Source organism: Pseudolysinimonas sp., assembly GCF_039912695.1.
In the GTDB taxonomy this organism is placed as follows: domain Bacteria; phylum Actinomycetota; class Actinomycetes; order Actinomycetales; family Microbacteriaceae; genus Pseudolysinimonas_A.
Genome location: NZ_JBDSPJ010000002.1, coordinates 153,591 through 179,096 on the forward strand (window position 1 = coordinate 153,591; position 25,506 = coordinate 179,096).

At 65.5% G+C, this 25,506-nt stretch carries 26 protein-coding genes; 4 read left to right on the forward strand and 22 right to left on the reverse strand.

Annotated features, from left to right (window positions below; translation table 11 throughout):
* Positions 1–6 precede the first annotated feature (6 nt).
* The 9 genes from ABIR17_RS00835 to ABIR17_RS00875 all read right to left on the reverse strand — a co-directional run bounded on the left by ABIR17_RS00835 (position 7) and on the right by ABIR17_RS00875 (position 7,322).
* Positions 7–1,335 carry a dihydroorotase gene (locus tag ABIR17_RS00835; RefSeq protein WP_348002456.1) on the reverse strand — a complete coding sequence of 443 codons (1,329 nt, stop codon included), beginning with the start codon at positions 1,333–1,335 and terminating at the stop codon, positions 7–9.
* On the reverse strand, positions 1,332–2,273 hold the full coding sequence (locus tag ABIR17_RS00840) for an aspartate carbamoyltransferase catalytic subunit (protein ID WP_348002559.1): 942 nt from the start codon (positions 2,271–2,273) through the stop codon (positions 1,332–1,334). The genes ABIR17_RS00835 and ABIR17_RS00840 overlap by 4 nt, the downstream gene beginning before the upstream one ends.
* 5 nt (positions 2,274–2,278) lie before the next feature.
* Positions 2,279–2,836 carry a bifunctional pyr operon transcriptional regulator/uracil phosphoribosyltransferase PyrR gene (gene pyrR, locus ABIR17_RS00845; RefSeq protein WP_348002457.1) on the reverse strand — a complete coding sequence of 186 codons (558 nt, stop codon included), beginning with the start codon at positions 2,834–2,836 and terminating at the stop codon, positions 2,279–2,281.
* Positions 2,837–2,904: 68 nt separating this feature from the next.
* Positions 2,905–3,729 carry an ABC transporter permease gene (locus ABIR17_RS00850; protein ID WP_348002458.1) on the reverse strand — a complete coding sequence of 275 codons (825 nt, stop codon included), beginning with the start codon at positions 3,727–3,729 and terminating at the stop codon, positions 2,905–2,907.
* Complete coding sequence (locus ABIR17_RS00855) at positions 3,722–4,768, reverse strand: aliphatic sulfonate ABC transporter substrate-binding protein (protein ID WP_348002459.1); 1,047 nt, start codon at positions 4,766–4,768, stop codon at positions 3,722–3,724. The genes ABIR17_RS00850 and ABIR17_RS00855 overlap by 8 nt, the downstream gene beginning before the upstream one ends.
* Before the next feature lie 53 nt (positions 4,769–4,821).
* On the reverse strand, positions 4,822–5,730 hold the full coding sequence (locus ABIR17_RS00860) for an ABC transporter ATP-binding protein (RefSeq protein WP_348002460.1): 909 nt from the start codon (positions 5,728–5,730) through the stop codon (positions 4,822–4,824).
* Positions 5,731–5,827: 97 nt separating this feature from the next.
* Positions 5,828–6,247, reverse strand: coding sequence for a transcription antitermination factor NusB (gene nusB, locus ABIR17_RS00865; RefSeq protein ID WP_348002461.1), 420 nt, complete (start codon positions 6,245–6,247; stop codon positions 5,828–5,830).
* Positions 6,248–6,284: 37 nt separating this feature from the next.
* Entirely contained in the window at positions 6,285–6,848 is a 564-nt protein-coding gene (gene efp, locus ABIR17_RS00870; protein WP_348002462.1) for an elongation factor P, read from the reverse strand.
* A 30-nt stretch (positions 6,849–6,878) separates the two neighbouring features.
* The gene (locus ABIR17_RS00875; protein WP_348002463.1) at positions 6,879–7,322 is read right to left on the reverse strand and encodes a type II 3-dehydroquinate dehydratase; all 444 of its coding nucleotides are present in this window, start codon (positions 7,320–7,322) and stop codon (positions 6,879–6,881) included.
* Positions 7,323–7,511: 189 nt separating this feature from the next.
* On the opposite strand from ABIR17_RS00875, the gene ABIR17_RS00880 reads away from it, so the two are divergent.
* Positions 7,512–7,847, forward strand: coding sequence for a GIY-YIG nuclease family protein (locus ABIR17_RS00880; protein WP_348002464.1), 336 nt, complete (start codon positions 7,512–7,514; stop codon positions 7,845–7,847).
* Positions 7,848–7,883: 36 nt separating this feature from the next.
* Here the strand turns inward: ABIR17_RS00880 and aroB are convergent, their stop codons facing one another.
* The 12 genes from aroB to ABIR17_RS00940 all read right to left on the reverse strand — a co-directional run bounded on the left by aroB (position 7,884) and on the right by ABIR17_RS00940 (position 20,399).
* Positions 7,884–8,978 carry a 3-dehydroquinate synthase gene (aroB, locus tag ABIR17_RS00885; protein ID WP_348002465.1) on the reverse strand — a complete coding sequence of 365 codons (1,095 nt, stop codon included), beginning with the start codon at positions 8,976–8,978 and terminating at the stop codon, positions 7,884–7,886.
* Complete coding sequence (locus ABIR17_RS00890; protein ID WP_348002466.1) at positions 8,963–9,484, reverse strand: shikimate kinase; 522 nt, start codon at positions 9,482–9,484, stop codon at positions 8,963–8,965. The genes aroB and ABIR17_RS00890 overlap by 16 nt, the downstream gene beginning before the upstream one ends.
* Positions 9,481–10,689 (reverse strand): chorismate synthase, encoded by a 1,209-nt coding sequence (aroC, locus tag ABIR17_RS00895; protein WP_348002467.1) that lies wholly within the window; start codon positions 10,687–10,689, stop codon positions 9,481–9,483. Before aroC ends, ABIR17_RS00890 begins: the two co-directional genes overlap by 4 nt.
* A 13-nt stretch (positions 10,690–10,702) precedes the next feature.
* On the reverse strand, positions 10,703–11,551 hold the full coding sequence (locus tag ABIR17_RS00900; RefSeq protein ID WP_348002468.1) for a shikimate dehydrogenase: 849 nt from the start codon (positions 11,549–11,551) through the stop codon (positions 10,703–10,705).
* Positions 11,548–12,813 carry an endolytic transglycosylase MltG gene (mltG, locus tag ABIR17_RS00905; RefSeq protein WP_348002469.1) on the reverse strand — a complete coding sequence of 422 codons (1,266 nt, stop codon included), beginning with the start codon at positions 12,811–12,813 and terminating at the stop codon, positions 11,548–11,550. Before mltG ends, ABIR17_RS00900 begins: the two co-directional genes overlap by 4 nt.
* A gap of 109 nt (positions 12,814–12,922) precedes the next feature.
* A complete protein-coding gene (gene ruvX, locus ABIR17_RS00910) occupies positions 12,923–13,390 on the reverse strand; it encodes a Holliday junction resolvase RuvX (RefSeq protein ID WP_348002560.1) in 468 nt (155 codons plus the stop codon).
* Complete coding sequence (alaS, locus tag ABIR17_RS00915; RefSeq protein WP_348002470.1) at positions 13,387–16,047, reverse strand: alanine--tRNA ligase; 2,661 nt, start codon at positions 16,045–16,047, stop codon at positions 13,387–13,389. The genes ruvX and alaS overlap by 4 nt, the downstream gene beginning before the upstream one ends.
* Before the next feature lie 102 nt (positions 16,048–16,149).
* On the reverse strand, positions 16,150–16,389 hold the full coding sequence (locus tag ABIR17_RS00920; RefSeq protein ID WP_348002471.1) for a hypothetical protein: 240 nt from the start codon (positions 16,387–16,389) through the stop codon (positions 16,150–16,152).
* A 79-nt stretch (positions 16,390–16,468) separates the two neighbouring features.
* Positions 16,469–17,098, reverse strand: coding sequence for a 30S ribosomal protein S4 (gene rpsD, locus ABIR17_RS00925; RefSeq protein WP_348002472.1), 630 nt, complete (start codon positions 17,096–17,098; stop codon positions 16,469–16,471).
* A gap of 161 nt (positions 17,099–17,259) precedes the next feature.
* Positions 17,260–18,300 carry a hypothetical protein gene (locus ABIR17_RS00930; protein WP_348002473.1) on the reverse strand — a complete coding sequence of 347 codons (1,041 nt, stop codon included), beginning with the start codon at positions 18,298–18,300 and terminating at the stop codon, positions 17,260–17,262.
* Positions 18,301–18,427: 127 nt separating this feature from the next.
* Positions 18,428–18,982, reverse strand: coding sequence for a hypothetical protein (locus ABIR17_RS00935; protein ID WP_348002474.1), 555 nt, complete (start codon positions 18,980–18,982; stop codon positions 18,428–18,430).
* Between the two features lie 55 nt (positions 18,983–19,037).
* Entirely contained in the window at positions 19,038–20,399 is a 1,362-nt protein-coding gene (locus ABIR17_RS00940) for a replication-associated recombination protein A (protein ID WP_348002475.1), read from the reverse strand.
* Positions 20,400–20,480: 81 nt separating this feature from the next.
* Here ABIR17_RS00940 and ABIR17_RS00945 point away from each other — a divergent pair, with 81 nt between their 5' ends.
* The 3 genes from ABIR17_RS00945 to ABIR17_RS00955 all read left to right on the forward strand — a co-directional run bounded on the left by ABIR17_RS00945 (position 20,481) and on the right by ABIR17_RS00955 (position 23,246).
* Positions 20,481–21,263, forward strand: coding sequence for a peptidylprolyl isomerase (locus ABIR17_RS00945; RefSeq protein ID WP_348002476.1), 783 nt, complete (start codon positions 20,481–20,483; stop codon positions 21,261–21,263).
* Between the two features lie 95 nt (positions 21,264–21,358).
* The gene (locus ABIR17_RS00950) at positions 21,359–22,585 is read left to right on the forward strand and encodes a DUF349 domain-containing protein (RefSeq protein WP_348002477.1); all 1,227 of its coding nucleotides are present in this window, start codon (positions 21,359–21,361) and stop codon (positions 22,583–22,585) included.
* A 94-nt stretch (positions 22,586–22,679) separates the two neighbouring features.
* On the forward strand, positions 22,680–23,246 hold the full coding sequence (locus ABIR17_RS00955; RefSeq protein WP_348002478.1) for a hypothetical protein: 567 nt from the start codon (positions 22,680–22,682) through the stop codon (positions 23,244–23,246).
* Here ABIR17_RS00955 and ABIR17_RS00960 read toward each other — a convergent pair.
* Positions 23,225–25,495, reverse strand: coding sequence for a bifunctional (p)ppGpp synthetase/guanosine-3',5'-bis(diphosphate) 3'-pyrophosphohydrolase (locus ABIR17_RS00960; protein WP_348002479.1), 2,271 nt, complete (start codon positions 25,493–25,495; stop codon positions 23,225–23,227). The genes ABIR17_RS00955 and ABIR17_RS00960 overlap by 22 nt on opposite strands.
* Positions 25,496–25,506: the final 11 nt, after the last annotated feature.

The following is a 25,506-nucleotide window of genomic DNA, read 5'->3' on the forward strand; positions in this document are numbered from 1 at the left end:
AGCACTTTATCCATGAGCCACCACCGCCGCACCTTGAGCAACCTCAGCGGGATCGCGCAGCACGCCGTCGAGCACTGTCGGCACCCCTCGGTGCACTGTCGCAACAACGCGACCGGGCAGTTCGAGCCCCAGGTAGGGCGAGTTGGTGCTCTGGCCGTGCAGGTGCTCGACGCCAAACACTGAGCGCGCCGTGGGATCAACGAGCGTGAGATGCGCAGGCGATCCGACGGCGAAGGGGGCGTCGTACCCGTCGAGTCGGCCAATCGCGGCCGGGGTGACCGACAACACTCGGGCGACATCCGACCACCCGAACGCGCCGGCGTCGACCATCGTCTGCTGCACGATATTCAGCGCGCTCTCGAGCCCCACCATCCCAAAGGAGGCTTCGGCCCACGCACACTCTTTCGTCTCGATCGGATGCGGGGCGTGGTCAGTCGCAACGATGTCGATCGTGCCGTCGGCCAGCGCGACGCGAAGGGCGCGCACATCCTCTTCGCGACGCAGCGGCGGGTTCACTTTGAACCGCGCGTCGTAGGTCGAGGCCTTCGCTTCGGTGAGCAGCAGGTGGTGGGGCGTGACCTCGGCGGTGACCGCGATCCCCCGCGCCTTCGCCCAACGGATGACCTCAACGCTCCCGGCCGTCGACAGGTGGCAGATGTGGATGCGGGCGCCGACCGCTTCGGCCAGGAGAACATCCCGAGCGATGATCGCCTCCTCGGCGACTGCCGGCCACCCGGCCAACCCGAGTTCGCTGCTCAGCGCACCCTCGTTCATCTGAGCGCCCTCGGTAAGTCGTGGTTCTTGCGCGTGCTGGGCGACCACACCACCGAAGGTCGACACGTACTCCAGTGCGCGGCGCATGAGAAGGGCGTCATGCACGCATTTGCCGTCGTCGCTGAAGACCCGCACCGCCGCACGCGAGCGAGCCATCGCACCGATCTCGCTGAGCCGCTCCCCCGCGAGTCCCATCGTCACGGCACCCACCGGGCGCACTGTCACGTACCCGTGCTGCTCGCCGAGCGAGGCGACCTGCTCGACGACGCCAGCGGTGTCGGCGACCGGACTCGTGTTCGCCATCGCGTGCACGGCCGTGAAGCCACCGGATGCGGCGGCGCGTGATCCGGTGAGGATCGTCTCGCTCTGCTCGAAGCCGGGCTCACGCAGGTGAGTGTGCAGGTCGACGAGTCCGGGAAGTGCTTGGAGTCCGTCGGCATCGATCACCGTGGCACTCTGAGCGGACAGTCCAGAACCGCGTTCGGTGATCACGCCGTTGTGAACGATGAGGTCGGCGCGCGTGCCGTCGGGAAGTGTCGCGCCCTGAATGAGGAGAGTCATGCGGCACCACCGAGCATGAGGTACAGAACCGCCATTCGAATCGAGACCCCGTTGGTGACCTGGTCAAGCACGAGCGACCGGTCGGAATCCGCCGCAGCAGTGGATATTTCCAGTCCGCGGTTCATCGGGCCGGGATGCATCACCATCGTATCCGGGCGCAGCCGGGCGAGTCGGGCGTCGCCGAGACCCCACTCACGGGCGTATTCCCGGTCGTTGGGAAAGAAGGCGGCGTTCATTCGCTCGCTCTGAATGCGCAGCATCTTCACGACATCCGGGTTCTGATCGAGGGCGTCGTCGAGATCGTGTCGGATCGTCGCCGGCCAGGTCTCAGCACCGGTCGGCACCAGCGTGGCGGGAGCGACCAGGGTGACCTCGGCGCCGAGAGTGTTCAGCAGCCAGAGGTTGGACCGGGCAACCCGCGAGTGCAGGATGTCGCCGACGATCGTGACCTTCAGACCGTCGAGATCTTTGCCGCGGGAAGCATCCCCGTGGCGGGACTTGCGCATCGTGTACGCGTCAAGCAGACCCTGGGTCGGGTGCTCGTGGGTGCCGTCACCCGCGTTGATCACGGCAGCGTCAATCCAGCCGCCATCGGCGAGAGTCCGAGCCGCCCCCGAAGCCGGGTGCCGCAGCACCACGAGGTCAACCCCCATCGCGGCCACAGTCTGCGCTGTGTCCTTCAGACTTTCGCCCTTCTGCACACTTGAGCCTTTGGCGCTCAGCGTGATCACGTCGGCCGAGAGTCGTTTCGCGGCTGCTTCGAACGAGAGGCGGGTGCGCGTTGAATCTTCGAAGAACAGGTTCGCGACGGTGCGGCCGTTGAGGACCGGAAGCTTCGGAACGGCGCGCCGAGCGACATCCGCCATATCTTCAGCGACATCCAAAATGCCGATCGCCGTATCGCGATCCAGATCGCGCGTCGAGAGCAGATGGCGCAGCGTTGTCATCGCTCGCCCTCCGCGATCTCGACGAGGTCATCGCCGTCGGTCTCGATCAGCCGCACGTTGACGCGTTCGGTGATCGACGACGGCAGGTTCTTGCCGACGAAATCGGGGCGGATGGGCAACTCGCGATGACCGCGGTCGATCAGCACGGCCAGGCGCACGGCCTTCGGGCGGCCCAGGGCCGTGAGCGCATCGAGAGCGGCCCGAATGGTGCGACCGGAGTACAGCACGTCGTCGACCAGCACCACGGTGGCGCCGTCGATGCCGCCGGCCGGGATGCGCGTCGGACTCGGGCTGCGGGTCGGCTGCGAGCGGAGGTCATCCCGATGCATGGTCACGTCGAGTGAGCCGACCGAGGCCGAACCGGGCGCCAGCGACTCGAGGCGGGCTGCGAGCCGCTCGGCGAGGAGGACGCCGCGCGTCGGGATGCCGAGAAGGATCAGAGCCGAGTCGCCCCGATCCGAACCTTGCCGATCGACAGATTCGAGGATCTCGTGAGCGATGCGCGTGAGTGCGCGATCAATGTCAGCCTGCTGCAGCACGGGGCGTGCAGTCATCCTGACCTCCTTCCCCGTCTCTCTGGACGGACTTAAAGGTGGTCTGTTGCGATCACGACTCTAGCGGACTAGCCCCAACGTTTGAGAAGCCATCGCTCGACGAGCCCAACGAGGGCATCAGTGATCCGTCCGAGGACCGCGAGCAGGATGATCACCAGGAACATCGCGTCAATCCGGCCGTTCTGACCCGACTCCACCAAGATCGCGCCGAGCCCCAGGCTCGCGTTGAGCAACTCGGCCGCGACGAGGAAAAGCCAGGCCTGGGCGAGCGAGAGTCGCAACCCGCTGATGATCGTCGGGATGACGGCAGGAAGGCGCACCGTCGTCAGTACGCGCATGGGACCGAGGCCGAAGGCGCGGCCCATCTCTACGATCTGCGGCTCAACGTGGCGCAAGGCGCCGGAGATCGCCGTGAAAATCGGGAAGAACGCTCCGATCGAAACGAGCACCAACTTGGGCGGCTCGAAGATCCCCAGGTACAGCAGCAGGACCGGCGCCCAGGCGAGCGACGGCACCGCTCGGAGCGCGCTCAGCAGCGGCCCGAGGATGACGTTGGCCACCTTCGAGAGTCCGACAAGTGCGCCAAGCACCAGACCGATCGACGCGCCAATTGCGAATCCGATCAGCACCCGCTGCGTCGAAATCAGGATGTCGAGAGGCAGCTTGTGATTGTTCGGAAGCGACCAGGCGGACTCGAAGACCATGAGCGGCGTCGGAAGTCGGTAGACCGGAACGAGTTCGAGCGCCGAGATGATCCACCAGCCGACAAAGATCGCGACCGGAAGAATCGCTCCCCCGACGATGCGCCACCACAGTGGCGAATCCGCGCGCGCACGCCGACGGGCGGCGACCCCCTGAGGGGCCGCCGCCGTCGACACGAGATACTCAGCCAAAGAAGGTCGGATCCGCCTGCTGGGCGTACTTCGGCTCGAGGAGGCTCTTGAGCGCGGCGTCAACCAGATCCTGGGAGGGCACCGCACCCGTGTCAACGAGCACCGGGCCGATGACCTTCAGCACGTCGAGCTGGGCCTGACCCGGAACGCCGTCGATGTCGAAGTTGGTGCGGTCGATCAGCACGGCGCTGGCGATCTTCGGGTCAATCCCGGCGACACCGGCGAGGATGTCGGCCGCCTTCTGCGGGTTGGCCACGGCCCACGCTCGAGCTTGTTCGTACGCATTGACCACGAGCTGTGCCAGGTCGGGCGACTTCGCCAGGAAGGTCTCGGTCGCGTTGAGGAACCCGTAGCTGTTGAAGTCGGGGTTGTCGTAGATGATCTTCGTGCCGGCCGACGCGACGCTCGTCGAGAGCAGCGGGTCGAGACCCGACCAGGCGTCGACCGAGCCGTTTTCGAGTGCGGCCTTTCCGTCGGCGTGCTGAAGGTTCACGATCGTGACGTCGTCAAGCGTCAGGCCCGCCTCATCCAGCGTCTGCAGCAAGAAGAAGTACGGGTCGGTTCCAATCGTCACGGCGATGCTGTGACCCTTGAGGTCCTTGACCGTCTTGATGCTCGAACCGGCCGGAACCGCGATCGCAGCCCAGTCAGGCTGGCTATAGATGTCGATCGTCTTGATCGGCGAGCCGTTCGAGCGAGCGAGCAGCGCTGCCGAGCCAGCCGTCGAGCCGACGTCGATCGCGCCGGCGCGCAGCGCCTCGTTCGCCTTGTTCGAGCCTGCCGACTGCACCCAGTTGATGGTGACTTTGCCACCGGTCGCGGCCTCGAGCCAGCCCTGGTCCTTGATGATCAGGCTCAGCGGGTTGTAGGTCGCGAAGTCGATGTTGAGGGTGTCGGAGCTCCAGCCGCCTTCACCAAGGGCTGGGCCGGCTGTTGTCGCGGCCGGCGCTGGCGCGCCTTCACCAGCGACGCACCCGGTCAGCGCGAGGGCTGCCGCGGTCACGATCGTCGCAAGGGCGACGAAGGGGGTCTTCTTCATGGTGATGCTGTCCTTTGCTGTGGAGTGCGGAATTGATGGTGCAGTACTACGGGTCAGAACGAATGAGGCCGCGTCGGTTCTTCGGTTGTGCCGGTGGGCAGGTCACCGAACTTCTCGCGTTGCGTACGCAGGGCGGCCGTGACGTAATTCACGGCGTGGTGACTGTTGACGCCGAGTCGCTCAAGCAGGTCGGCGCGCAGCAGCGCCAGCGAAGCGTCGGCACGGTCGCGCGGTCGGGCTTTGCCGATTTCGAGGATCGATCGAATGGTCGCCCCCGTCCCCGGCGCGGCAGGATCTTCGCCGAGCAGCACGATGCGATCGGCGAGAGCGAGTGCTTCATCGACGTCGTGCGTCACCAGAAGAATCGTCGCGGGCTCGTTGGCGTGAATGTCGAGCAGCAGATCTTGCATCGTGAGACGGGTCAGCGCATCGAGGGCGCCGAATGGCTCGTCGAGCAACAAGACCCCGGGACCACGGGCGAGAGCCCGGGCGAGGGATGCACGCTGAGCCATCCCGCCCGAAATCTGCCGCGGACGCAGAGCCGTCGCCGCCTCCAGCTGCACGAGACCGAGAAGGTCGGTGGTGCGGGCCTTACCCTGCTGAGTCGGCGTGCCACGCGGCAAGCCGAGGCGCACGTTGCGTTCGACGGTGCGCCACGGCAACAGGCGCGGCTCCTGGAACGCGATCGCTGAACGCTGATCGACCTCGGCAACCGGAGTGTCGTCAATCGTCAGCTCGCCGGCATCCGCCGCGTCGAGGCCGCCGACCAGTCGCAGCAGGGTGGACTTGCCGCAGCCGGAAGGTCCCAGCAGGGCAATGATCTCGCCGGGCCGCACCTCGAGCTCGATGTCGCGAAGCACGACCTTCTGGCCGCCGCCCACCGCGGGGAAACTCCGGCCAACGCCGCGCAGGCTCACTCGCAGGGCGGGTGAGCTCACGGCTGAGGCGACGGATGCGGGCACTCGACCGAAGTTAGGGAACCTCGCCCTCGTGCACAAAACGAGACAGTCACGCAACGCAATGTGACGTCATGCGGCGACCCGCAGGCCTCCGAAAAGCTCAGGATGCTTCGTGCGAACGCGAAATCGCGCCGAGCAGACCGTTGAGATAACCGGCCGAGTCTTCAGTACTCAGAGTGGTCGCCAACTCGACCGCCTCCGAGATCGCGACCCCGTCGGGGACCTCGTCGTTGTGCAGGATCTCCCACGCCGCCATCCGGGCGATGGCACGGTCGAGGGCCGGCATCCGCGCCAGCGACCACCCGAGTGCGTGGGACTCGATCTCTTCGTCGAGGTCTTCGAGGTGAGCATCCACCCCCTCAACCATCTCTCGGGCGTACAGCCACGACGACTCGCGCTGCGGCTGCTGCGAGGCGCGCTCGGCCTCCTCGCCCAGGAGGGTCGAAATCGGGATTCCGCGGACGTCCGCCCCGAACAGGATGTCGATGGCGCGTTTGCGCGCCTTGCTTCTTGAACTCACGGTGTGGGAGCGATCACAGGGCTGACGTCGCCAACGACTAGTCGGTCACGCGGCCGAGGTAGTCACCCGTGCGGGTGTCGACCTTGACCTTCGTGCCCTGTTCGAGAAACAGCGGCACCTGCATTTCGTAACCGGTCTCGAGCGTGGCCGGCTTCGTGCCTGCGCTCGAACGGTCGCCCTGCAGACCAGGCTCGGTGTAGGTGACCTCGAGGATCACCGAGGTCGGAAGCTCGACGTACAGCGGCTCCCCCTCGTTGGTCGCAACCGTGGCGATCTGGTTTTCGAGCATGAAGTTGGCGGCATCCCCGACAATCGCAGACGGGATCGTGATCTGGTCGTAGTCGGCCGTGTCCATGAACACGAAGCCGTCGCCATCCTTGTAGAGGTACTGGAAGTCGCGGCGGTCGACAATCGCAAAGTCGATCTTGGTGCCAGCGTTGAACGTGCGGTCGACGACCTTGCCGCTCATGATGTTCTTCATTTTGGTGCGCACGAACGCGCCGCCCTTGCCAGGCTTGACGTGCTGGAACTCGATCACGTTCCAGAGCTGACCGTCGATGTTGAGAACGCTGCCGTTCTTGATGTCGTTCGTGGTTGCCACGAGGGACGAGCTTAGGCCACTCCCGGTCGGCTAAAGGCCCGCGCCACGACCGATGGCGGCCAAGGCCAACACATAGGAGTCGAACCCGAAACCGGCGATCACGCCGGTGGCGACAGCCGAGATGACGGAGTTGTGGCGAAACGATTCGCGCGCGTGAGGGTTGGAGATGTGCACCTCGATCAGTGGGATGCCGGCATCCGTCACCATCTTCGAAGCGTCGCGCAGTGCGTAGCTGTAGTGCGTGAACGCAGCTGGATTCATAATCACCGGCGTCTTGGCGTCGACGGCCTCGTGCAGCCAGTGGATGAGTTCCGCTTCGTCGTCGGTCTGCCTCAGATCGATCTCGGTGCCCTCCGGAGCGTTCTCGACGAGCCGCACCCGCAGCGCCGACAGGTCTTGCGCGCCGTAGACGTCGGGTTCCCGGCTGCCCAGGCGCCCGAGGTTGGGACCGTTGAGAACGAGCACGCGCGACATGGGTTGAGCGTATCGCCCGGCTGCACACCGGTGGCTGAGCAGCACGCGAAGCGTGCGTGTCCCCGCTGGCTGAGCAGCACGCGAAGCGTGCGTGTCCTCGCTGGCTGAGCAGCACGCGAAGCGTGCGTGTCGAAGCCCGCCCTGTGGGCAACCTCAGCACGTGCGCGGCTGCAGGGGCAATCTGGCCCGATGCCGCACGTCTACCTCCTCAAGTGTGCTGACGGCACGTATTACGTCGGCAGCACTTGGGACCTCGAGAGGCGACTCTGGCAGCATTCGATGGACTCGGAGACTGCCTACACCGCGAAGCGACTACCCGTGGAACTCGTGTTTGCGCAGGAGTATGACCGGGTCGATGAGGCCTGGGAACGCGAAAGGCAGATCCATGGCTGGTCTCGACGCAAGAAGGAGGCTCTCATCGCTCAGCACTACGACGAGCTCCCTGCGTTGAGTCGCGGCACACATCTCCGCACTCGGGGCTTCGACACGTCGCCTTCGGCGACTGCTCAGCCAGCGGATGAGTGACCTACTCCGCGACTGCTCAGCCAGCGGATGAGTGACCTACTCGGCGACGTTCTGGTAGGCGAGAAAGAGCAGCGCATCCTCGGGTCCGTTGAGCACCGTCGGACGACCAATAGCGTCGAGCACGATGAAGCGCAGCATCCCCGCCCGGGACTTTTTGTCGCGGCGCATCGTTGCTAGCAGCGTCTGCCAGCGACCGAGCGGATAGCTGGTCGGCAGCGACAGAGACGACAGGATGCGGCGGTGCCGGTCGACGTCGGCATCCGAGAGCGAGCGGGTCAGCCGCGACAACTCGGCGGCGAAGACCATTCCGATCGCGACCGCAGCGCCGTGGCGCCACTGGTACCGCTCGGCGTGTTCGATTGCGTGGGCGAGCGTGTGCCCGTAGTTGAGAATTTCGCGCACACCCTGCTCGGTGAAATCCTCCCCAACGACTCGGGCTTTGACAGCGATCGACAGTTCGATGAGTCGCCGAAACTGGGGTGTCGTGGGATCTGTCGCGGCGTCGACGTCCGCTTCCAGGATGTCGAGGATCTCGGGTTCGGCGATGAACCCCGCCTTCGCGATTTCGGCGAATCCGGCGAGAATCTCGTTCTTCGGCAGTGCGTCGAGCAGGGCGAGGTCGCAGATGACCGCGCGCGGAGCGTGGAACGCCCCGACGAGGTTCTTGCCCTCCGCGGTGTTAATGCCGGTCTTGCCACCGACCGAGGCGTCGACCATTCCGAGAACCGTCGTCGGAATTTGGAGGACGTCGACGCCGCGCAGCCAGGTTGCTGCAACGAACCCGGCCAGGTCGGTCGTCGCTCCCCCGCCGAGACCGATGACGGCGTCGGTGCGCGTGAAGTCGGTCTGGCCCATGATCTGCCAGCAGAATGCGGCAACCTCGACACGCTTGGCCGCCTCGGCATCCGGAATCTCGGCGAGGATGACCTCGTAGCGGCCGGACAGCTCTTCGCGCAACGCCTCGGCTCGGGCGCCGAGCGGCGGGGCATGCACGATGAGGACTTTCGCGGTCTTCGGGTTGAGCAACTCGGGGATCATCCCGAGCAGGTCGCGGCCGATGACGACATCGTAGGAAGAAGAACCGGCGTCGGAATCACCCGCAACCGGGATCGTGATCACATCGTCAGCCATGCGGCGACCTCTCGGGTGATGGTGTCGAAGTCGCCGTTTGAGGTGTCGAAGGTCATCGTTGCGACTTCCTCGTACAGCGAACGTCGCGCGGCGTAAATGCGCTCCCAGTCGGTGACGCCGCCGGCGAGTAGCGGACGCTTGCCCGGATCGACGGCGAGCCGTTTCGCCACCACCTCCGGCGTCACCGTCAGCAGGATGACGCGCTGCATCGCGAGATCGGCGCGGGTGTCGGCATCCAACACCGCTCCCCCGCCGAGCGAGACCACATGGTCAGAGTGCAGGGCCGCGACGACAGCCTTGCGCTCCCACTTGCGGAATCGTGCTTCTCCGTGGGTCGCAAAAATCTCGGCGATCGGCCCGTGTTCGGCGACCACAACGCGGTCGGTGTCGGTGAACCCGACGCCGAGGATGCGCGCGATCCGTTTGCCGATCTTGGTCTTGCCCGATGCCATCGGCCCGACGAACACGACGGGCGGACTCACGAGCGGGCTGACGCCGGAAGTCATTCTTCGGGAACCGACAAACCGGCGGTACGCAGGTTGTCGGGCATCGCGGCGAGGTAGCCCTCGAGGTTGCGGCGGGTCTCACCGATCGAGTCGCCGCCGAACTTTTCGAGCATCGCGTTGGCAAGAACCAGAGCGACCATCGCCTCCGCGACGACTCCGGCCGCCGGTACCGCGCAGACATCGGAGCGCTGGTGGTGTGCTTCGGCCGCCGTGCCGGTGGCGACGTCGACCGTGCGCAAAGCGTGAGGCACGGTCGCGATCGGCTTCATGCCAGCACGCACCCGCAACAGAGTGCCGGTCGACATCCCGCCCTCAATGCCGCCCGCACGGTCGGACAGTCGGGTGATGCCGTCGGCACCGATCACGAGTTCGTCGTGCGCGCTCGAGCCGGGCCGTGTCGTCGTGGTGAAGCCGTCTCCGACTTCAACGCCCTTGATCGCCTGGATGCTCATCACTGCGGCGGCGAGCTGGCCATCGAGTCGCCGGTCCCAGTGCACGTACGAGCCGAGTCCGGGCGGAACGCCATAGGCGAGCACCTCGACGATGCCGCCGAGAGTGTCACCCGCCTCGTGCGCGCGGTCGACCTCGGCCACCATCTGGGCGGATGTGGCCGGGTCGAAGCACCGAAGCGGATCGGCATCGAGCATCTCGACATCATCGGCTGCCGGCAGCGCAGCGCCCTCCGGCACGTGGATCGGCCCGATCGACAGGGTGTGCGCAACCAGCCGGACGCCGAGTTCGCCAAGGAACCTGCGGGCGACAGCACCGAGTGCGACCCGTGCGGCGGTCTCCCGCGCGCTCGCGCGTTCCAGCACGTTCCGCGACTCCTCGAAGTCGTACTTCTGCATCCCGACCAGGTCGGCATGCCCGGGTCGTGGCCGGGTCAGCGGGGCGCCGCGTCCTTTCGGCAGCTCCTCGACATCCACCGGCTCAGCGCTCATCACATCGACCCAGCGCGGCCACTCGGTGTTGCCGACGCGGAGGGCGATCGGTGAACCCATGCTCAACCCGAATCGGACGCCGCCCGAGATTTCGAGAGCGTCCTCCTCGAACTTCATCCGGGCGCCACGACCGTAGCCGAGCTTGCGGCGTTGCAGGTCGGCTTGGATGTCAGCCTTCGACACCGGGACGCCGGCAGGCAGACCCTCGAGAATCGCCACCAGCTCGGGGCCGTGGGACTCCCCGGCAGTCAGCCAGCGCAACATACCCACCATCCTCTCAGCCAGCAGAGCCTTCCACGTGCAGGCCGACCGACTCGCGCATCGCGGCGATCACATCCTCTTCATCATCGAGTTGGCCGCCTTCTTGGCCGGTGACGAAGATGCGCACCTGGGCGATCGCCTGGTGCAACAGCATCTCGAGACCGTTGACGACGAGCGCGTCTCGTTCTCCCCAGCGCGCGGCTCGGGGCGTCGGCCACGGGTCGTAGGGCACCTCGAGCAACACCGAGCCGAGATCGGCCTCCGGCACGTCGTCCGGGTCGACGTCTCCCGGCAGCGTGTTGATCACCAGATCGGCGCGCAGCGGCATCGCCGACCCGTAGAGCCGCCATTCGGTGTGGACGCCAAGTCGATCTCCGAGCACTTCGAGCGCCGCAATCCCGTCGAGGCTGCGACCCGAAATCACAATGCGAGACGCGCCGAGTTGTGCGGCTGCCAGAAAGGCGGAGGCTGCGGTCGCGCCGGTACCGATCACGTGAGCGATATCGACATCCGCGATGTGGTGATCGGCAAGGGCTCCGACAATGCCCGCCACATCGGTGTTGAAGCCGCGGAGCCGATCGCCGTCGACGAGCACGGTATTCGCGACACCGGAGGAATCGACGAGCGGGGTGCGCGAGGTCAGCATCGGCAGAACCTCGCGTTTCAGCGGCATCGTCAGCGACAGACCACGCCAACTCAGGTCGAGGCCGCCGACAAACCCAGGAAGGGTGCCCGCAGGCACGTCACACCGCTCGTAACTCCACGGCAAACCGAGCACCCGGTACGCAGCTAGGTGAAGTTGGGGCGAACGAGAGTGCTCGATCGGCGACCCCAGAACCGCGAGGCGCTGCACGGGGGCGCTCACGCGCAATACGTGGCGTTCTCAGGGCTCGCCTTGCACCAAGCCTTGAGCTGCGCGACGGCCGCCTCGTGCTGAGCGAGCGTTTCCGAGAACACCGTCTCGCCCGACTGCAGGTTGATCGGCACAAAGTACAGCCACAGACCGTCCGCCGGCGCGATCGCCGCCTTGATGGCGGCCTCTCCCGGGTTGCCGATCGGACCATACGGCAAACCCTCGTGCACGTAGGTGTTGTAGAGGTTGCTCGGGTCGGCACGCTCGGCAGGAGTGGTCCAGACAGTGTGGGTGTTGCCCGTGCCGTAGGCGACGGTCGCATCGGACTGCAGCAGCATCCCCTGGTCGATGCGGTTGTAGAACACCCGCGCGATCTTCGGCATGTCGGTCGTGCCGCCCGCCTCGCGTTGCACGAGCGCCGCCATCTTCAAAATCTTGAGGCGGTCCGCCGGAGCGACCCCGTTCGCGTCGAGCACCGAGATCGTCTTGTCGACCATCTGCTGGATGACCTCCGGCGCCGTGACGCCGGGATCGAACGTGTAGGTCGCGGGGAACAGCCAACCTTCGACGCTCGGCGAATCGGACGAGACTCCGTATGACGCGAAGTCGGCGGCCGCAGCAGTGAAGTCGTCGACGGAGATGCCCGTTCCGGCGGAGAGTTGGTCGAACGCCTGGTCGATCGACATGCCCTCCTTGATCAGCACCGTGTTGATGATCTTGTTGGCGGGATCCTGCAGGGCCGCGACCGCAGAAGCCGCGCTCATCTGCTCTTGCAGTTTGTAGTTGCCGGGCTCGAACGTGATGTCGGGATTCGCGATGAGGTACTGATAGGTCGCGTCGAAAGTCATCGTGACCTTCGAATCGACGAGTGTGCGGGCGATGTCCGACCCGATGTCACCCGACTGGATGACGACGGTCACTGCGGTGCCGTTGCCCGTCCCGGGGTAATCAATCGGCACCTGCCAGCCGAGCAGCTCGCGCACCTTGTCTTGGTGGAAGGTCCAGGCGTAGGCGAATCCGCCGCCGCCAACCACCAGCAGCGTGACGACCACGATCGCGAGCGCAAGCAGACCGCGGCGCTTCTTCTTCGGTGCCTTCGGCGATTTCGGCGAGCCCGGAGTTCTTCCCCCGCTGCCGCCATCCCGACCGCCCCGGGACGCCTGCTGTTCTTCTTGCTCACGCATCTGACGGCGAGTCAGCCCTTCGACAGGGGCAGAACCGGCTCCCGACTGGGCCTCAGCAGCCGCAACCGCGAAGGGGTCGGAGGCGCGCACACTCGGATATTCGGACGCGGACGGCTCCGCAGAGCTGGGAGTCTGGGGCCGAACGGGTTCTCCGCCTGCGGGACGGAAAATCTCGTCCCAGCTCGGTTCGTTCGCCACGTCAACTACCTCCGTCGGGTTCGACCAGGGTCCCCGGCGGTCGTCCGGCGGAGCGCTCCGAGTCGAGAGCATTCTGCAGGATGATAACAGCGGCAACTTGATCGATTACGGCACGCGATTCCTTCGTGCGTCGCCCTGAGTCTCGCAGTGCACGCTGGGCAGACACCGTGGAAAGTCGCTCGTCGACCAGCCGCACCGGCATCCCGAGCGCGTTTGCCAGCATCGAGGCGAAGTCCCGCGCATCTGTTGTGGATGCCGTGTCGCCGCCGTTGAGCGACAGCGGGAGGCCGACCACGATCTCGATCGCCCCGTACTCCTCACTGAGGATGCGAAACGAACGTTCGTCGGCATCCACCCGTGCCAAAGTTGCGACGGGAGTCGCGAGCATCCCGTCGCGGTCGCACACCGCCACGCCGACCCGAGCTTTGCCTACGTCGACGCCGAGCCGCACTCCGGGACGCACGGTCAGCCCTGAAGCGCAGAGCGGATGCCGTCCAGCGCCGCCGCGATCGCCGTAACGTCGCTGCCGCCACCCTGTGCCAGGTCGTCTTTGCCGCCGCCACCACCGCCCAGGGTCGCCGCCGCTTGCTTCGCGAGCACTCCGGCCTTCGCGCCGGCATCCCGAGCGGCCTGGTTCGTCGCGACGATCACCGCAGGCTTGCCGTCGACCCGTGCCGCGAGAGCGACCACGGCGGGGTCTGACCCGAGACGCTCGCGCACGCTCATGGCGAGGGTGCGCAGTTCGTCGGCCGTTCCGAGTTCGCCGAGATCTTCGACGACGGCACGGTAGACCCCGATCCGCGAGGCGTTCTCGGCAAGCGCCGGAACACGTCCCGAGAGCTTCGACGCCTCGAAGGCGGCGATCTTCTTCTCGGCAACTTTGAGCTGTTCGACGAGTGACGCGATGCGCTCGGGCAGTTGCTCGCGCGGGGTTTTCAAGGTGCTCGTCAGTTGACCGACGATGGCGCGTTCGGCCGTGAAGTCCTTGAAGGCGTCGAGCCCGACGAGCGCTTCGACGCGGCGGTTGGTTGACCCGACGCTCGACTCGCTCACCAGATTGACGATGCCGACCTCGGCCGACGAGCGAACGTGGATGCCGGCGCACAACTCGCGCGACCAACTCCCGTCACCGATGTCGACCATCCGCACGACGTCGCCGTACTTCTCGCCGAACAGCGCCATCGCGCCCGAAGCCTTCGCCTCGTCAAGGGACAGGATGCGGGTGGTCACCTCGAGGTTGTCGCGCACGGCGTTGTTGGTGATCTCTTCGATCTCGCTGCGGGTCGCCGGCGAGAGCGCCTGGTTCCACGCGAAGTCGAGGCGCATGTAGCCCGCCTTGTTGAACGAGCCCGACTGGTGCGCCTCGTTGCCGAGGGTCTGCCGCAGGGCCGCGTGCACAAGATGGGTCGCCGAGTGCGCTTGCGACGCCGCATGCCGGTACGTCGGGTCGGCGAGCGTAGTTGCCACGGCATCCACCGCGACCTCTCCCGACCGCACCCGCACGGTGTGGCTGATGAGCCCCTTCACGGGACGCTGCACGTCGAGCACTTCGAGGTCGAAGCCATCGCCGACGATTCGACCCTGGTCGGCCGCCTGCCCACCGGACTCCGCGTAGAGCGACGACTCGGCGAGGATGACCTCGGCCACCTGCTCGACCGTGGCCTTCTGAGCCGGCTGCCCGTCGATCAGAATGCCGAGCACTCGCGTCTCGGTGGAGAGCGTGTCGTAGCCGGTGAATACCGTCTCGCCCTTCGCCCGAAGGTCGGAGTAGATCGCCAAATCGGCGATAGCGCCCTTCTTGGCCTTCGCATCCGTCTTGGCGCGCGTGCGCTGCTCGAGCATCAGCTTGTCGAACGCTGCGCGGTCGACCGTGAGGCCGGCCTCCTCGGCGATCTCGAGGGTGAGGTCGATCGGAAACCCGAAGGTGTCGTGCAGCAGGAAGGTAGCGTCTCCGGCGAGAGTCGCCGAGCCCGCCTTCTTCGCCTCCGCGACAGCCGTGTCGAGGATCGTCGTGCCACTCGCCAGTGTCGTGAGGAAGGTCTCTTCTTCACCGAGGGCGAGGCGCGAGGTGCGCTCCCAGTTCTCTTCGACATCCGGGTAGGCGTCGCGCATCGCGTGACGGCTCGCGTCGAACAGTTCGGCGAACGACGGCGCGTCGACCCCGAGCAGACGCATCGAGCGGATCGCGCGACGCATCAGGCGGCGCAAGATGTAGCCGCGCCCCTCGTTGCCGGGCGTGACGCCGTCGGTCATCAACATGAGACTGGAACGCACGTGGTCGGCGATCACGCGGAAACGCACGTCGTCGCCGTGGTCGGCGCCGTACTTCTTGCCCGCCAACGCGACCGCGGCATCCAAAACCGGACGCACCTGGTCGATCTCGTACATGTTGTCGACGCCCTGCTTGATGAAGGCGACGCGCTCCATGCCCATGCCGGTGTCGATGTTCTTCTTCGGCAGTTCGCCGACGATGTCGAAGTCGATCTTGCTGCGCACGTTCTGGATCGCGTACTGCATGAACACGAGGTTCCAGATCTCGACGTAGCGATCGTCATCCGTCGCCGGTCCGCCGTCGATTCCATACGAGGGTCCACGGTCGAAGAAGATTTCCGAACACGGTCCGGCTGGCCCCGGCTGACCGGTCGACCAGTAGTTCGAGTCTTTGCCGAGGTTCTGGATGCGGTCGTCCGACAGCCCGGCGATGCTCTTCCAGAGGGCACGCGCTTCGGTGTCTTCCTCGTAGACGGTGACCCAGAGGTCTTTCTCGTCGAAGCCGAGGCCGCCCTTCGCTTCGGGCGAGGTGAGGAGTTCCCACGCGTACGTGATCGCCCCCTCCTTGAAGTAGTCGCCGAACGAGAAATTGCCGTTCATCTGAAAGAAGGTGCCGTGCCGCGGGGTCTTGCCGACCTCTTCGATGTCATTCGTGCGGATGCACTTCTGCACGCTCGTCGCACGCGGGTACGGCGCAGGAACGACCCCGGTCAGGTACGGGATGAACGGCACCATGCCGGCGACCGTGAAGAGCAGACTCGGGTCGTCGCTCACGAGTGAGGCGGAGGGAACGACGGTGTGACCGCGCTCACCGAAGTAGGTGAGCCAGCGGCGTTGAATCTCGGCGGTCTGCACGGTGCTTCCTAGGTCGCCGCCCGTGAGGGCGGGCTGAGAGGGAGGGAACGGGCGCGAACGACCGCCGGGCCGGCGGACCTCGCCGCCCGGGAGGGGTCGGCGCTAGTTGGCGGCGGCGCGGGCTCGCGCGGACAGGTCGGAGACCACGCCTTGCGCGTCAGCAATCGTCTGCTTGAGCTCGGCTTCGCGGCTCTTGTAGCCGGTCACGACGGCGTCGCCGAATTCGCGAGCCTTCGCGTCGACATCGGAGAAGAACTTCTGACCTTCGGGGGTCTTTGAGACCTGGTGTGCGATTGCAAAACCGGCGGCAGCACCAACGGCGAGCAGAAACAGACCCTTCATGGCGATTCTCCTTCTCCAACGACAACGGGGAAGCCCCTAGCTTACGCTGTGGGGCTTCCCCGTTGTCAGGATGCTGGGGCTAGCGGGCCGCGTAGTACTCGACGACGAGCTGAACCTCGGCCGTAACGGGCACTTCGGCACGCTTCGGGCGACGAACCAAACGGGCCTGCAGCTTGTCGATTTCGACCTCGCGGTAGCCCGGCGTCTTCGGCAGAACATCGACGAGACCGCCGGCCGCCGCGACCTGGAAGGGCTCGGTGCCCTCAGAGCGCTCCTTGACGTGGATGAGCTGACCCGGCTTGACGCGGAACGACGGGCGGTCGACGATCTGGCCGTCGACGAGGATGTGGCGGTGCACGACCATCTGGCGTGCCTGCGCGGTCGTCCGCGCGAAAGCGGACCGAAGCACGAGGGCGTCGAGACGCATTTCGAGCAGCTCGACCAGGTTCTCACCGGTCAGGCCCTGGGTGCGACGAGCTTCGGCGAAGACGATGCGCAGCTGCTTCTCGCGGATGCCGTACTGCTCGCGCAGACGCTGCTTCTCGCGCAGACGCACCGCGTAGTCGCTGTCGGTCTTGCGCTTGGTGCGGCCGTGCTCACCCGGAGCGTAGGGACGCTTCTCGAGGTACTTGGCGGCCTTGGGCGTCAGCGGGATGCCGAGCGCACGAGAAAGGCGGACCTTGCGGCGGTCCTGAGACTTGGTAACCAACGTGAATTCCTTAGAACACGTGGACGCGACTGTCGCGACTCACGGACGTACATCGCGCTTCCACCGAAATCGGCACACACGTCGGGGCGTGCCGTTAGGCATGAGTGAAGAAGTGGGATGTGTCCGTCATCCAGACGAACCTCGCTACTTTAGCAGACCCGCTACAGAGATTTTCCTAGCTCAATGAGCTGTTCGACGGTTACTCCGGAGGCTGAGACATAGCGATAGATCGAATCCGGATCGAAGTGCTTGAAACCCGGTCGTTCGTCGGACGGCTCAGTCCCGAGCGCTTTGTGAATGCTCGTCAGGTCAAACATCTCAGGCCGACGATTTGCGATCGCTTCACGCGCCAGCTTCGCTTCGCTCCCCCGGCCTTGTTCCCGAGTGACGAGGAGCCTTCGCACCTGGCCCGCCTGATACTGAAAGCTCACTTCGCTGAAATCAGGATCATTGGGCAGGCGTCGCCGCAGAGTCACGATCGGCGTCCCGTGAGTCATCGACGAGTCCGCGAGCACCCCCGTCGCATTGTCGGCAAGCAGCGTTGCAACGTGCTCGGCGCGCATCTTCTCGAGCCCCTGCTTCATTTGACGGGCGGGGATTGCCTCCAGGATTTCAGGTCGGAGGAACGCGAATTCGTTGGGGTGCTTGACGCGCGCAAGTTCGACCAAACGACTCAAGGTGCGGAGCAGCCGCGCGTAGTGGCGCATTGTTTCGACTTCATATCCCTCGCCTGCATCGATGAGTGCTCGATCGAGACGATCGGCGAGGTCCCCGTGACTCCAGAACACCCACCCGGTAGGGTCCGGATCTTCTTGAATGGCCGGCAACGGTGGAGTGGTTTGCGTCATCGACAGCACGATGCGCCGTGCCGGCGTATCCCACCACCCAGCGAGCTTCGAGTCGTAGTCCCGGAGCTGCGCGATCGTCGGTACCGAGAAGACCTTGTTCTCGATAATCACCGGACGAGCTCCCGGTCGGACAAGCACTAAGTCGAGATTCTGAAGCTCCCTGACCGCTTCCCGAGGCGATCCTGGCCCCGGCGTGGAGCTCGGAAATACCTTGTCGGCGATCTCCGGCAGTCGCTCGTAGAACCACGCGAGGAGGTTCGAGTGAAAGAGTTCCCGGTGCCCGACCATGATCCGCGCCAATGGTTCGGCGTCAAGATCTGCAGCAAGTTGCTTAAGCTCGTCAAACTCGTTCACGGCATTCCCCTCTCGCTGATCGGATTTTGTTCAACGAGGATCGCCCGGATCTTCTCGCGGAGTGCTGCGACATCCCGCTCATTGCCGTGGGCGGTCGGCTCGCTGTAGCACGTGCCGCCGAGCCCGACTAGTTCCAGGCGGCGAAAATCGCGAGCTTGTCACCGGGCTCGACGCCGAAGTGAGTGAGAAATTCCTGGTCGATGCCGAGGTTCAACGAAACCGAGTCGGGATAGGCGTCGAACACGTGCGCATAGGCGGACGTGAAGTCGTTACCCGCGGGCGGCGTGTACGAGATGTTGACGAGATCGCCCTCTCCCCAGGGGCCGACGTCCTCCGCCGTCCAACCGGCCGCGGTCAGCCACGACGTGATGCGATCGGTGAACGTCGGGTCGAACGGCTCGGCGAAGATCCAGATCATGTCTCGCGCCTCGTCGCTATAGGCACACACATCCGCGGGGAGGTCGCTGATCCCGAGGAGATCGGCGGACTGCAGGGCGACGGCGGGTCCGTACTCGCCGGGCACGGCGCTCGGGCATCCCGCGTCGGGGACGGGCGCGGGTGCCGCTGTGGTCGGGTCCGGGCCGGCGGGCGCCGCCGGGGTGCTCGCACACCCGAGCAGTGCAACAGACACGATCACTGCGGTCGAGGCCAGAGCGGCGAAACGGGATGCGAGGGTCGGCACGGGAGACTCCATTCTGAGGTCGACTCGGGTTCCCGACCAGTATGCCGCGTGCCCGCTATTCGCCGCTGAGACTCGGGCCGCGCAAGATCGCCCGGATCTTCTCGAGACGAGCTGCGACATCCCGTTCGTTGCCGTGGGCGGTCGGGTCGTAGTACCGCGTGCCGGCAAGCTCATCGGGGAGGTACTGCTGGGCGGCAACTCCGAATTCGGCGTCGTGGGCGTAGATGTAGCCCTTGCCATGCCCGAGTCGCTTCGCACCTGGGTAGTGCGCATCGCGCAGGTGCACCGGCACCCGACCGATCCGCCCGGCCCGCACATCCGCAATCGCCGCGTCGAGAGCCAGGTATGAGGCGTTCGATTTCGGAGCAGTCGCCAGGTACACGACGGCCTCGGCAAGCAGGATGCGTCCCTCCGGCATCCCGATGAGTGCGACCCCTTCGGCGGCCGCGACCGCGATCGGCAGCGCCTGCGGGTCGGCCATCCCGATGTCTTCTGCCGCAAGGATCATCACGCGACGGGCAATGAAGCGGGGATCTTCGCCGGCCTCGATCATGCGCGCGAGGTAGTGCAGCGAGGCGTCGACATCTGACCCGCGAACCGACTTGATGAACGCCGAGATGACGTCGTAGTGCTCATCCCCCTGGCGGTCGTAGCGCAGCAGCGCCCGGTCGACCGTCGCTGCGACGAGCTCCGCCGTCACGATCGGAAGGTCGTCGCCCTGAGGGTCCGCACCCTCGTGCTCGGCCACGGCAGCGGTCGCCGCAGCCTCGAGCGCCGTCAATGCGCGCCGTGCGTCGCCGGAAGCGAGTCGGATGATCACCGCTCGCGCGTCGGGATCGAGCGCGATTGCGCTGTTGAGACCCTTGGGCGATTCGACAGCGCGGTCGACCAACATCCCGAGGTCGTCTTCGTCGAGCGGCTCGAGGGTAAGCAGTAGCGACCGGGAGAGCAGCGGCGCGATCACCGAAAACGACGGGTTCTCGGTCGTCGCTGCAACCAGGATGACCCACCCGTTTTCGACGCCGGGCAGCAGCGCGTCCTGCTGCGCCTTCGTGAAACGGTGGATCTCGTCGAGAAACAGCACCGTCGACACCCCGTAGAGGTCGCGGTCGGCGTGAGCCTTCTCCATGACCTCTCGGACATCCTTGACGCCTGCCGTCACTGCCGACAGTTCGACAAATCGGCGTCCCGACGAGTGCGCAATCGCCTGAGCGAGCGTTGTCTTGCCCGTTCCTGGCGGACCCCACAGGATGATCGAAACCGCGCCCGACTCGCCCGTCTTGTCGTTGGCGAGGTTCACCAGAGGTGATCCGGGCTTGAGGAGGTGACCCTGGCCCGCCACCTCGTCGAGGGAGCGTGGCCGCATCCTGACCGCGAGCGGACTGCTGCCGGAGCGAAGTCCTGGCTGCGCGCTCATGTCGTCATGCTAGCTGCGGCCCCCGACCGCCACGGAGAGTCACAGTAGAGTTCTCTGCGGCATACGGAAAGGTCCAGCAACGTGGCATCCAACAGCAACCAACAGCGCGACTCGCGAGAGGCGCAGCGACGTCTCAAGGTCTACGAGGCCCGTCAGCAGTTGAACGCCACGCAGTCCAAGCGCCGCGTCCGCGACAACATCTTCGCGATCGTGGGTGTCGTTCTGGTGGCCGGTCTCGCCGGGTTCACGCAATTCTTCTACTTCACGTCCGGCCCCGGCGCCCCGACTCCTGCGCCCACCGCCACCGAGGTCGCGGCCGACCAGAACGTCGGTGCACCCGACCCCAGCCTCGCCGAAGACCGGGTCTGGACGGGAGAGGTGAGCTTCAACGACGCGGTCCTCGGGATTTCGCTTGATGGAACTCTCGCGCCGCAAGCAGTCGCCGGAATGGTGCAAGACATGCAGGCGGGCTACTACCCCGGCAAGAACTGTCATCGCCTGGCGCCCGACGCGTCGTTCCTGCAGTGCGGCTCGATCGACGGCGTTGGGGGTCCCGACTCGGCCTTCTCCTATGGCCCGGTCGAGAACGACCCCGCCGACAACTCCTACCCAGCCGGAACGATCGCGATGGCGCGAAGTGGGGGCGATGCCTACAGCGAAGGCCACCAGTTCTTCATCCTGTTGACCGACACCACCCTGGGATCTGACGCCGCTGGCGGCTACTCGATCGTCGGCACCGTGACCTCAGGACTCGATGCGCTCAAAGCCCTGGTCGCGTCCGGCATTGACCCGACGACGGTGGCCTCCGACGGCACCGGAGCACCCCTCAACCCGATCACCATCACGGGATTCACTCTCCAGTAGCGCGATACCCGCCCGTTGGACCCGGTCTGAGGGTGCAATAGGCTGATTCGGGTCCGGGCGGCAACCGGACAGCTTCTCAACAGCGAGGAACGGCAGTGGCGAACGAACAGGCACCGTGGGGTCGCGTCGGCGACGACGGCACCGTGTACGTCCGTGAGACGGATGGCGAACGCGCCGTCGGCTCCTACCCTGACGCGAGCCCCGAAGAAGCACTGGCCTACTTCGAGCGCAAGTTCGTCGAGTTGCAGGGCCAGGTCGTGCTGCTCGAACAGCGCGTCCGCGGTGGCGCGCCCGCTGCCGACGTGTCGAAAGCGATCACGTCGCTGACCGAGTCCATCTCGGGCGCCAACGCTGTAGGCGACCTCGCATCTCTCACCGAACGCCTGGGGAAGCTCACCGGAAGCATCGGCGAACTCACCGAAAAGCAGTCCGCCGAGGCGCGCGCCGCTGTCGATGCCGCCATCGCTGAACGCGAGGTGCTGGTGGCGCAGGTAGAAGCCCTCGCCGCTCAAGACCCTGCCAAGGCACAGTGGAAGCAGGTATCCACTCAGCTCGACGAACTCTTCGGACGCTGGCAAGCCGCGCAGAAAGACGGCCCTCGCCTGCCGAAACCGGTGAGCGACGAGTTCTGGAAGCGTTTTCGCGCCGCGCGCACCAACCTTGAGACCCACCGCAAGGCCTTCTTTGCGGACCTCGACAGCACTCACAAAGAAGCTCGCGGCCGCAAGCAAGAACTGATCGACAAGGCCGAGGCTTTGGCGGGCAACGGTGCCGCGGCGATTCCCGACTACCGCCGGATGCTCGATGAGTGGAAACTCGCAGGTCGCGCAGGCAAGAAGGTCGACGACGCACTCTGGGCGAAGTTCAAAGCCGCGGGCGACGCCCTGTATGCCGCGAAGGCCGAAGTCGACGCCAAAGAGAACGAAGAATTCGCCGGCAACCTCGAGCAGAAACTCGAACTGCTGACCGAGGCCGAGAAGCTTCTGACGGCGAGTGATCGTGAGCAGGCCAAGAAGGCGCTGCTGGGAATCCAACGCCGCTGGGATGCGATCGGCAAGGTCCCGCGCGACAACCTGCGTGCGGTCGAAGACCGGATGCGTCAGATGGAAGCCGCCGTCAAGAAACTCGACGACGACCACTGGAGCAAGAGCGACCCCGAGAAGCAAGCCCGTTCATCCGGGCTCGCGGCGCAACTGACCGGCGCGATCGAGAAGCTCGAGAAGGAGCTGGCTGCTGCGACTGCCGCTGGCGATACCCGCAAGATCAAGGATGCTCAAGAGGCTCTCGCGTCTCGCAAGTTGTTGCTCGGCGCGCTCGGCTAGTCCGACCGCTGGACCGGGTTCTCCACAGGCCCGGCCATCCACCGAACTGCAGCGGACGCCCTCGCGGCAGCGCGAGTCGTGACACCCTCCGGGAGTGCCTTCCGCGTCAGCCCTCCCCTCGGTGCTGTTTGCGGCCGACCTGTCGTGGGTTGAACTACAGGCTGCCCGACTTGACGGTGAGCTGTACCCGCTCGCCGACGCGTATTGCCTAATTGGCGAACTGGAGAGCCCGCCGCACCGAGCCCGATCGGTGCTCGGTGCTCGCTCGAGTCGGCTGATCGCCGAGCTCGACACTGCCGCTTGGATTTGGGGCGTGCCTGTGCGACCACTGAGCCCGCGGTTCGCCGTCACCCCCGACGCCCGGGCACGTCTGTCGCCCGATCAACATGCCAAGGTGCGCGAAGTGGTCTACGACGACGGCGATCTGATCCAGCTCGACGGCGTGCGCGTGACGACTCCGGTGCGAACCGTGATTGACCTGGCACGATTCGACGAACCCTTCCGGCCGCTGATTGTGGCTCAGCTCGCGGCGATCGCGGGTCTCCACCTCGTCGACTGTCTTGCTGCGCTGGAAGCCCGCCCCGGCATCCCGGCCAAGAATCGAGCGAAAGCCAACCTGAAAGCGGCGCTCACTCAGACTTACGCCGTAGACACCCGGTAGACGTCATACACACCGTCGATGCGCCGTACAGAGTTCAGCAGGCGATCGAGATGAACCGTGTCACCCATCTCGAAGACGTAGCGCGAGAGCGCCAGGCGGTCTGACGAGGTCGAGACGCTCGCTGAGAGGATGTTGACGTGGTTCTCGGCGAGAACCCGCGTGATGTCCGACAGCAGCCCAGCGCGATCGAGCGCCTCAACCTGGATCTGCACCAAGAAGATGCTCGACGACGTCGGCGCCCACTCGACCTCGATGATGCGACCTTCTTCATCGCGCAGCGCGACGACGTTCGTGCAATCGGTTCGATGCACCGAAACGCCGGAACCGCGAGTCACGAACCCGAGGATGTCGTCACCCGGTACCGGCGTGCAGCACTTGGCGAGTTTCACCAGGATGTCGGGCGCCCCGCGCACGAGCACACCCGAGTCGCTCGGCCGTAGTTGCCGTGCGCGCCCCTTCGGGGTGAACGGGACCTCGGCTTCGTCTGCCTCGGCCTCGGACTGCACGGAGGAGACGACTTTCTCGAGCACCGATTGCGGCGAGACATGACCTTCGCCGACCGCCGCGTAGAGCGACTCGACCCCGTCGTAGCGCAACCCGGCAGCGACCTCGGCGAGAACATCCGAGCTCATCAGCTTCTGCAGCGGCAGGTTCTGCTTGCGCATCGCACGCGCGATCGCATCCTTGCCCTGCTCGACCGCGTCTTCGCGGCGTTCCTTCGTGAACCAGCCACGGATCTTGTTGCGCGCGCGCGGGCTCTTGACGAAGTTCAGCCAGTCCTGACTGGGGCTGGCATCGGGGTTCTTCGAGGTGAACACCTCGACAACGTCACCGGAGGAGAGTTCGCTCTCAAGCGGCACGAGCCGGCCGTTGACCTTCGCGCCCATCGTGCGGTGCCCGACCTCGGTGTGCACGGCATAGGCGAAGTCCACCGGACTCGCACCCGCGGGGAGGCCGATGACCTTCCCTTGCGGGGTGAAGACGTAGACCTCTTTTGCGCCGATCTCGAAACGCAGATTGTCGAGGAACTCCCCCGCATCCTCGGTTTCGGACTGCCAGTCGCTGATGTGCGCAAGCCACGCCATCTCGGTGTCGTTGGACTTCACACCTTCTTCGGTGCGACTGGCGTCACCCCGCCCGGAGTTCATCCGCTCCTTGTACTTCCAGTGCGCCGCGACACCGAACTCGGCGCGCTGATGCATCTCCGGTGTGCGGATCTGGATCTCGATCGCACGGCCCTTAGGCCCGATCACCGTGGTGTGTAGCGACTGGTAGAGGTTAAACTTCGGGGTCGCGATGTAGTCCTTGAAGCGACCAGGAATCGGGTTCCAGCGTGCGTGGATCGACCCCAGCACCGCGTAGCAATCGCGGATGTTGTTGACCAGAACACGGATGCCGACGAGGTCGTAGATCTCGGTGAACTCCCGACCGCGCAGCACCATCTTTTGGTAGATCGAGTAGTACTGCTTCGGCCGTCCGACGACTTGGCCTTTGATCTTCGCTGACTTCAGATCGTCGTTGACCGCATCGATCACCTGTTGAACGAACTCTTCGCGCTGGGGCGTGCGGTCGCGTACCAGGCTCTCAATCTCGACATAGAGCTTGGGGTGGAGCACCGCGAACGAAAGGTCTTCGAGTTCCCACTTGATGGTTTGGATGCCGAGGCGGTGCGCGAGCGGGGCGTAGATCTCGATGGTCTCCTGCGCCTTACGGCGGGCCGACTCTTCGGGCACGAAACCCCAGGTGCGTGCGTTGTGCAGACGGTCGGCCAGCTTGACGACCAGCACCCGGATGTCTTTGCTCATCGCGACGACCATCTTGCGTACTGTCTCGGCCTGAGCGCTGTCGCCGTACTTCAGCTTGTCGAGCTTGGTCACACCGTCGACGAGCATCGCGACCTCGTCGCCGAATTCGGCGCGCAACATGTCGAGCGTGTAGTCGGTGTCTTCGACGGTGTCGTGGAGCAGCGCGGCCGCCAGGGTCTTGGGTCCGATTCCGAGATCCGCGAGAATCTGCGCCACTGCCACCGGGTGGGTGATGTACGGCTCGCCGCTCTTACGTTTCTGGCCGGAGTGCGCCTTCTCTGCAGCGGCATAGGCGCGCTCGATGATGGCGATATCAGCCTTCGGATGATGCGTGCGAACCGTCTTCAGCAGGCGGTCGACAGCTCCGACGGGCTGTGCCCGCGAGAAGATGCGCGGCAACAGAGTGCGCAGAGATGCCGTTCCCGGCGCCTGCGTCTCCGTCATGGAGTGAGTCT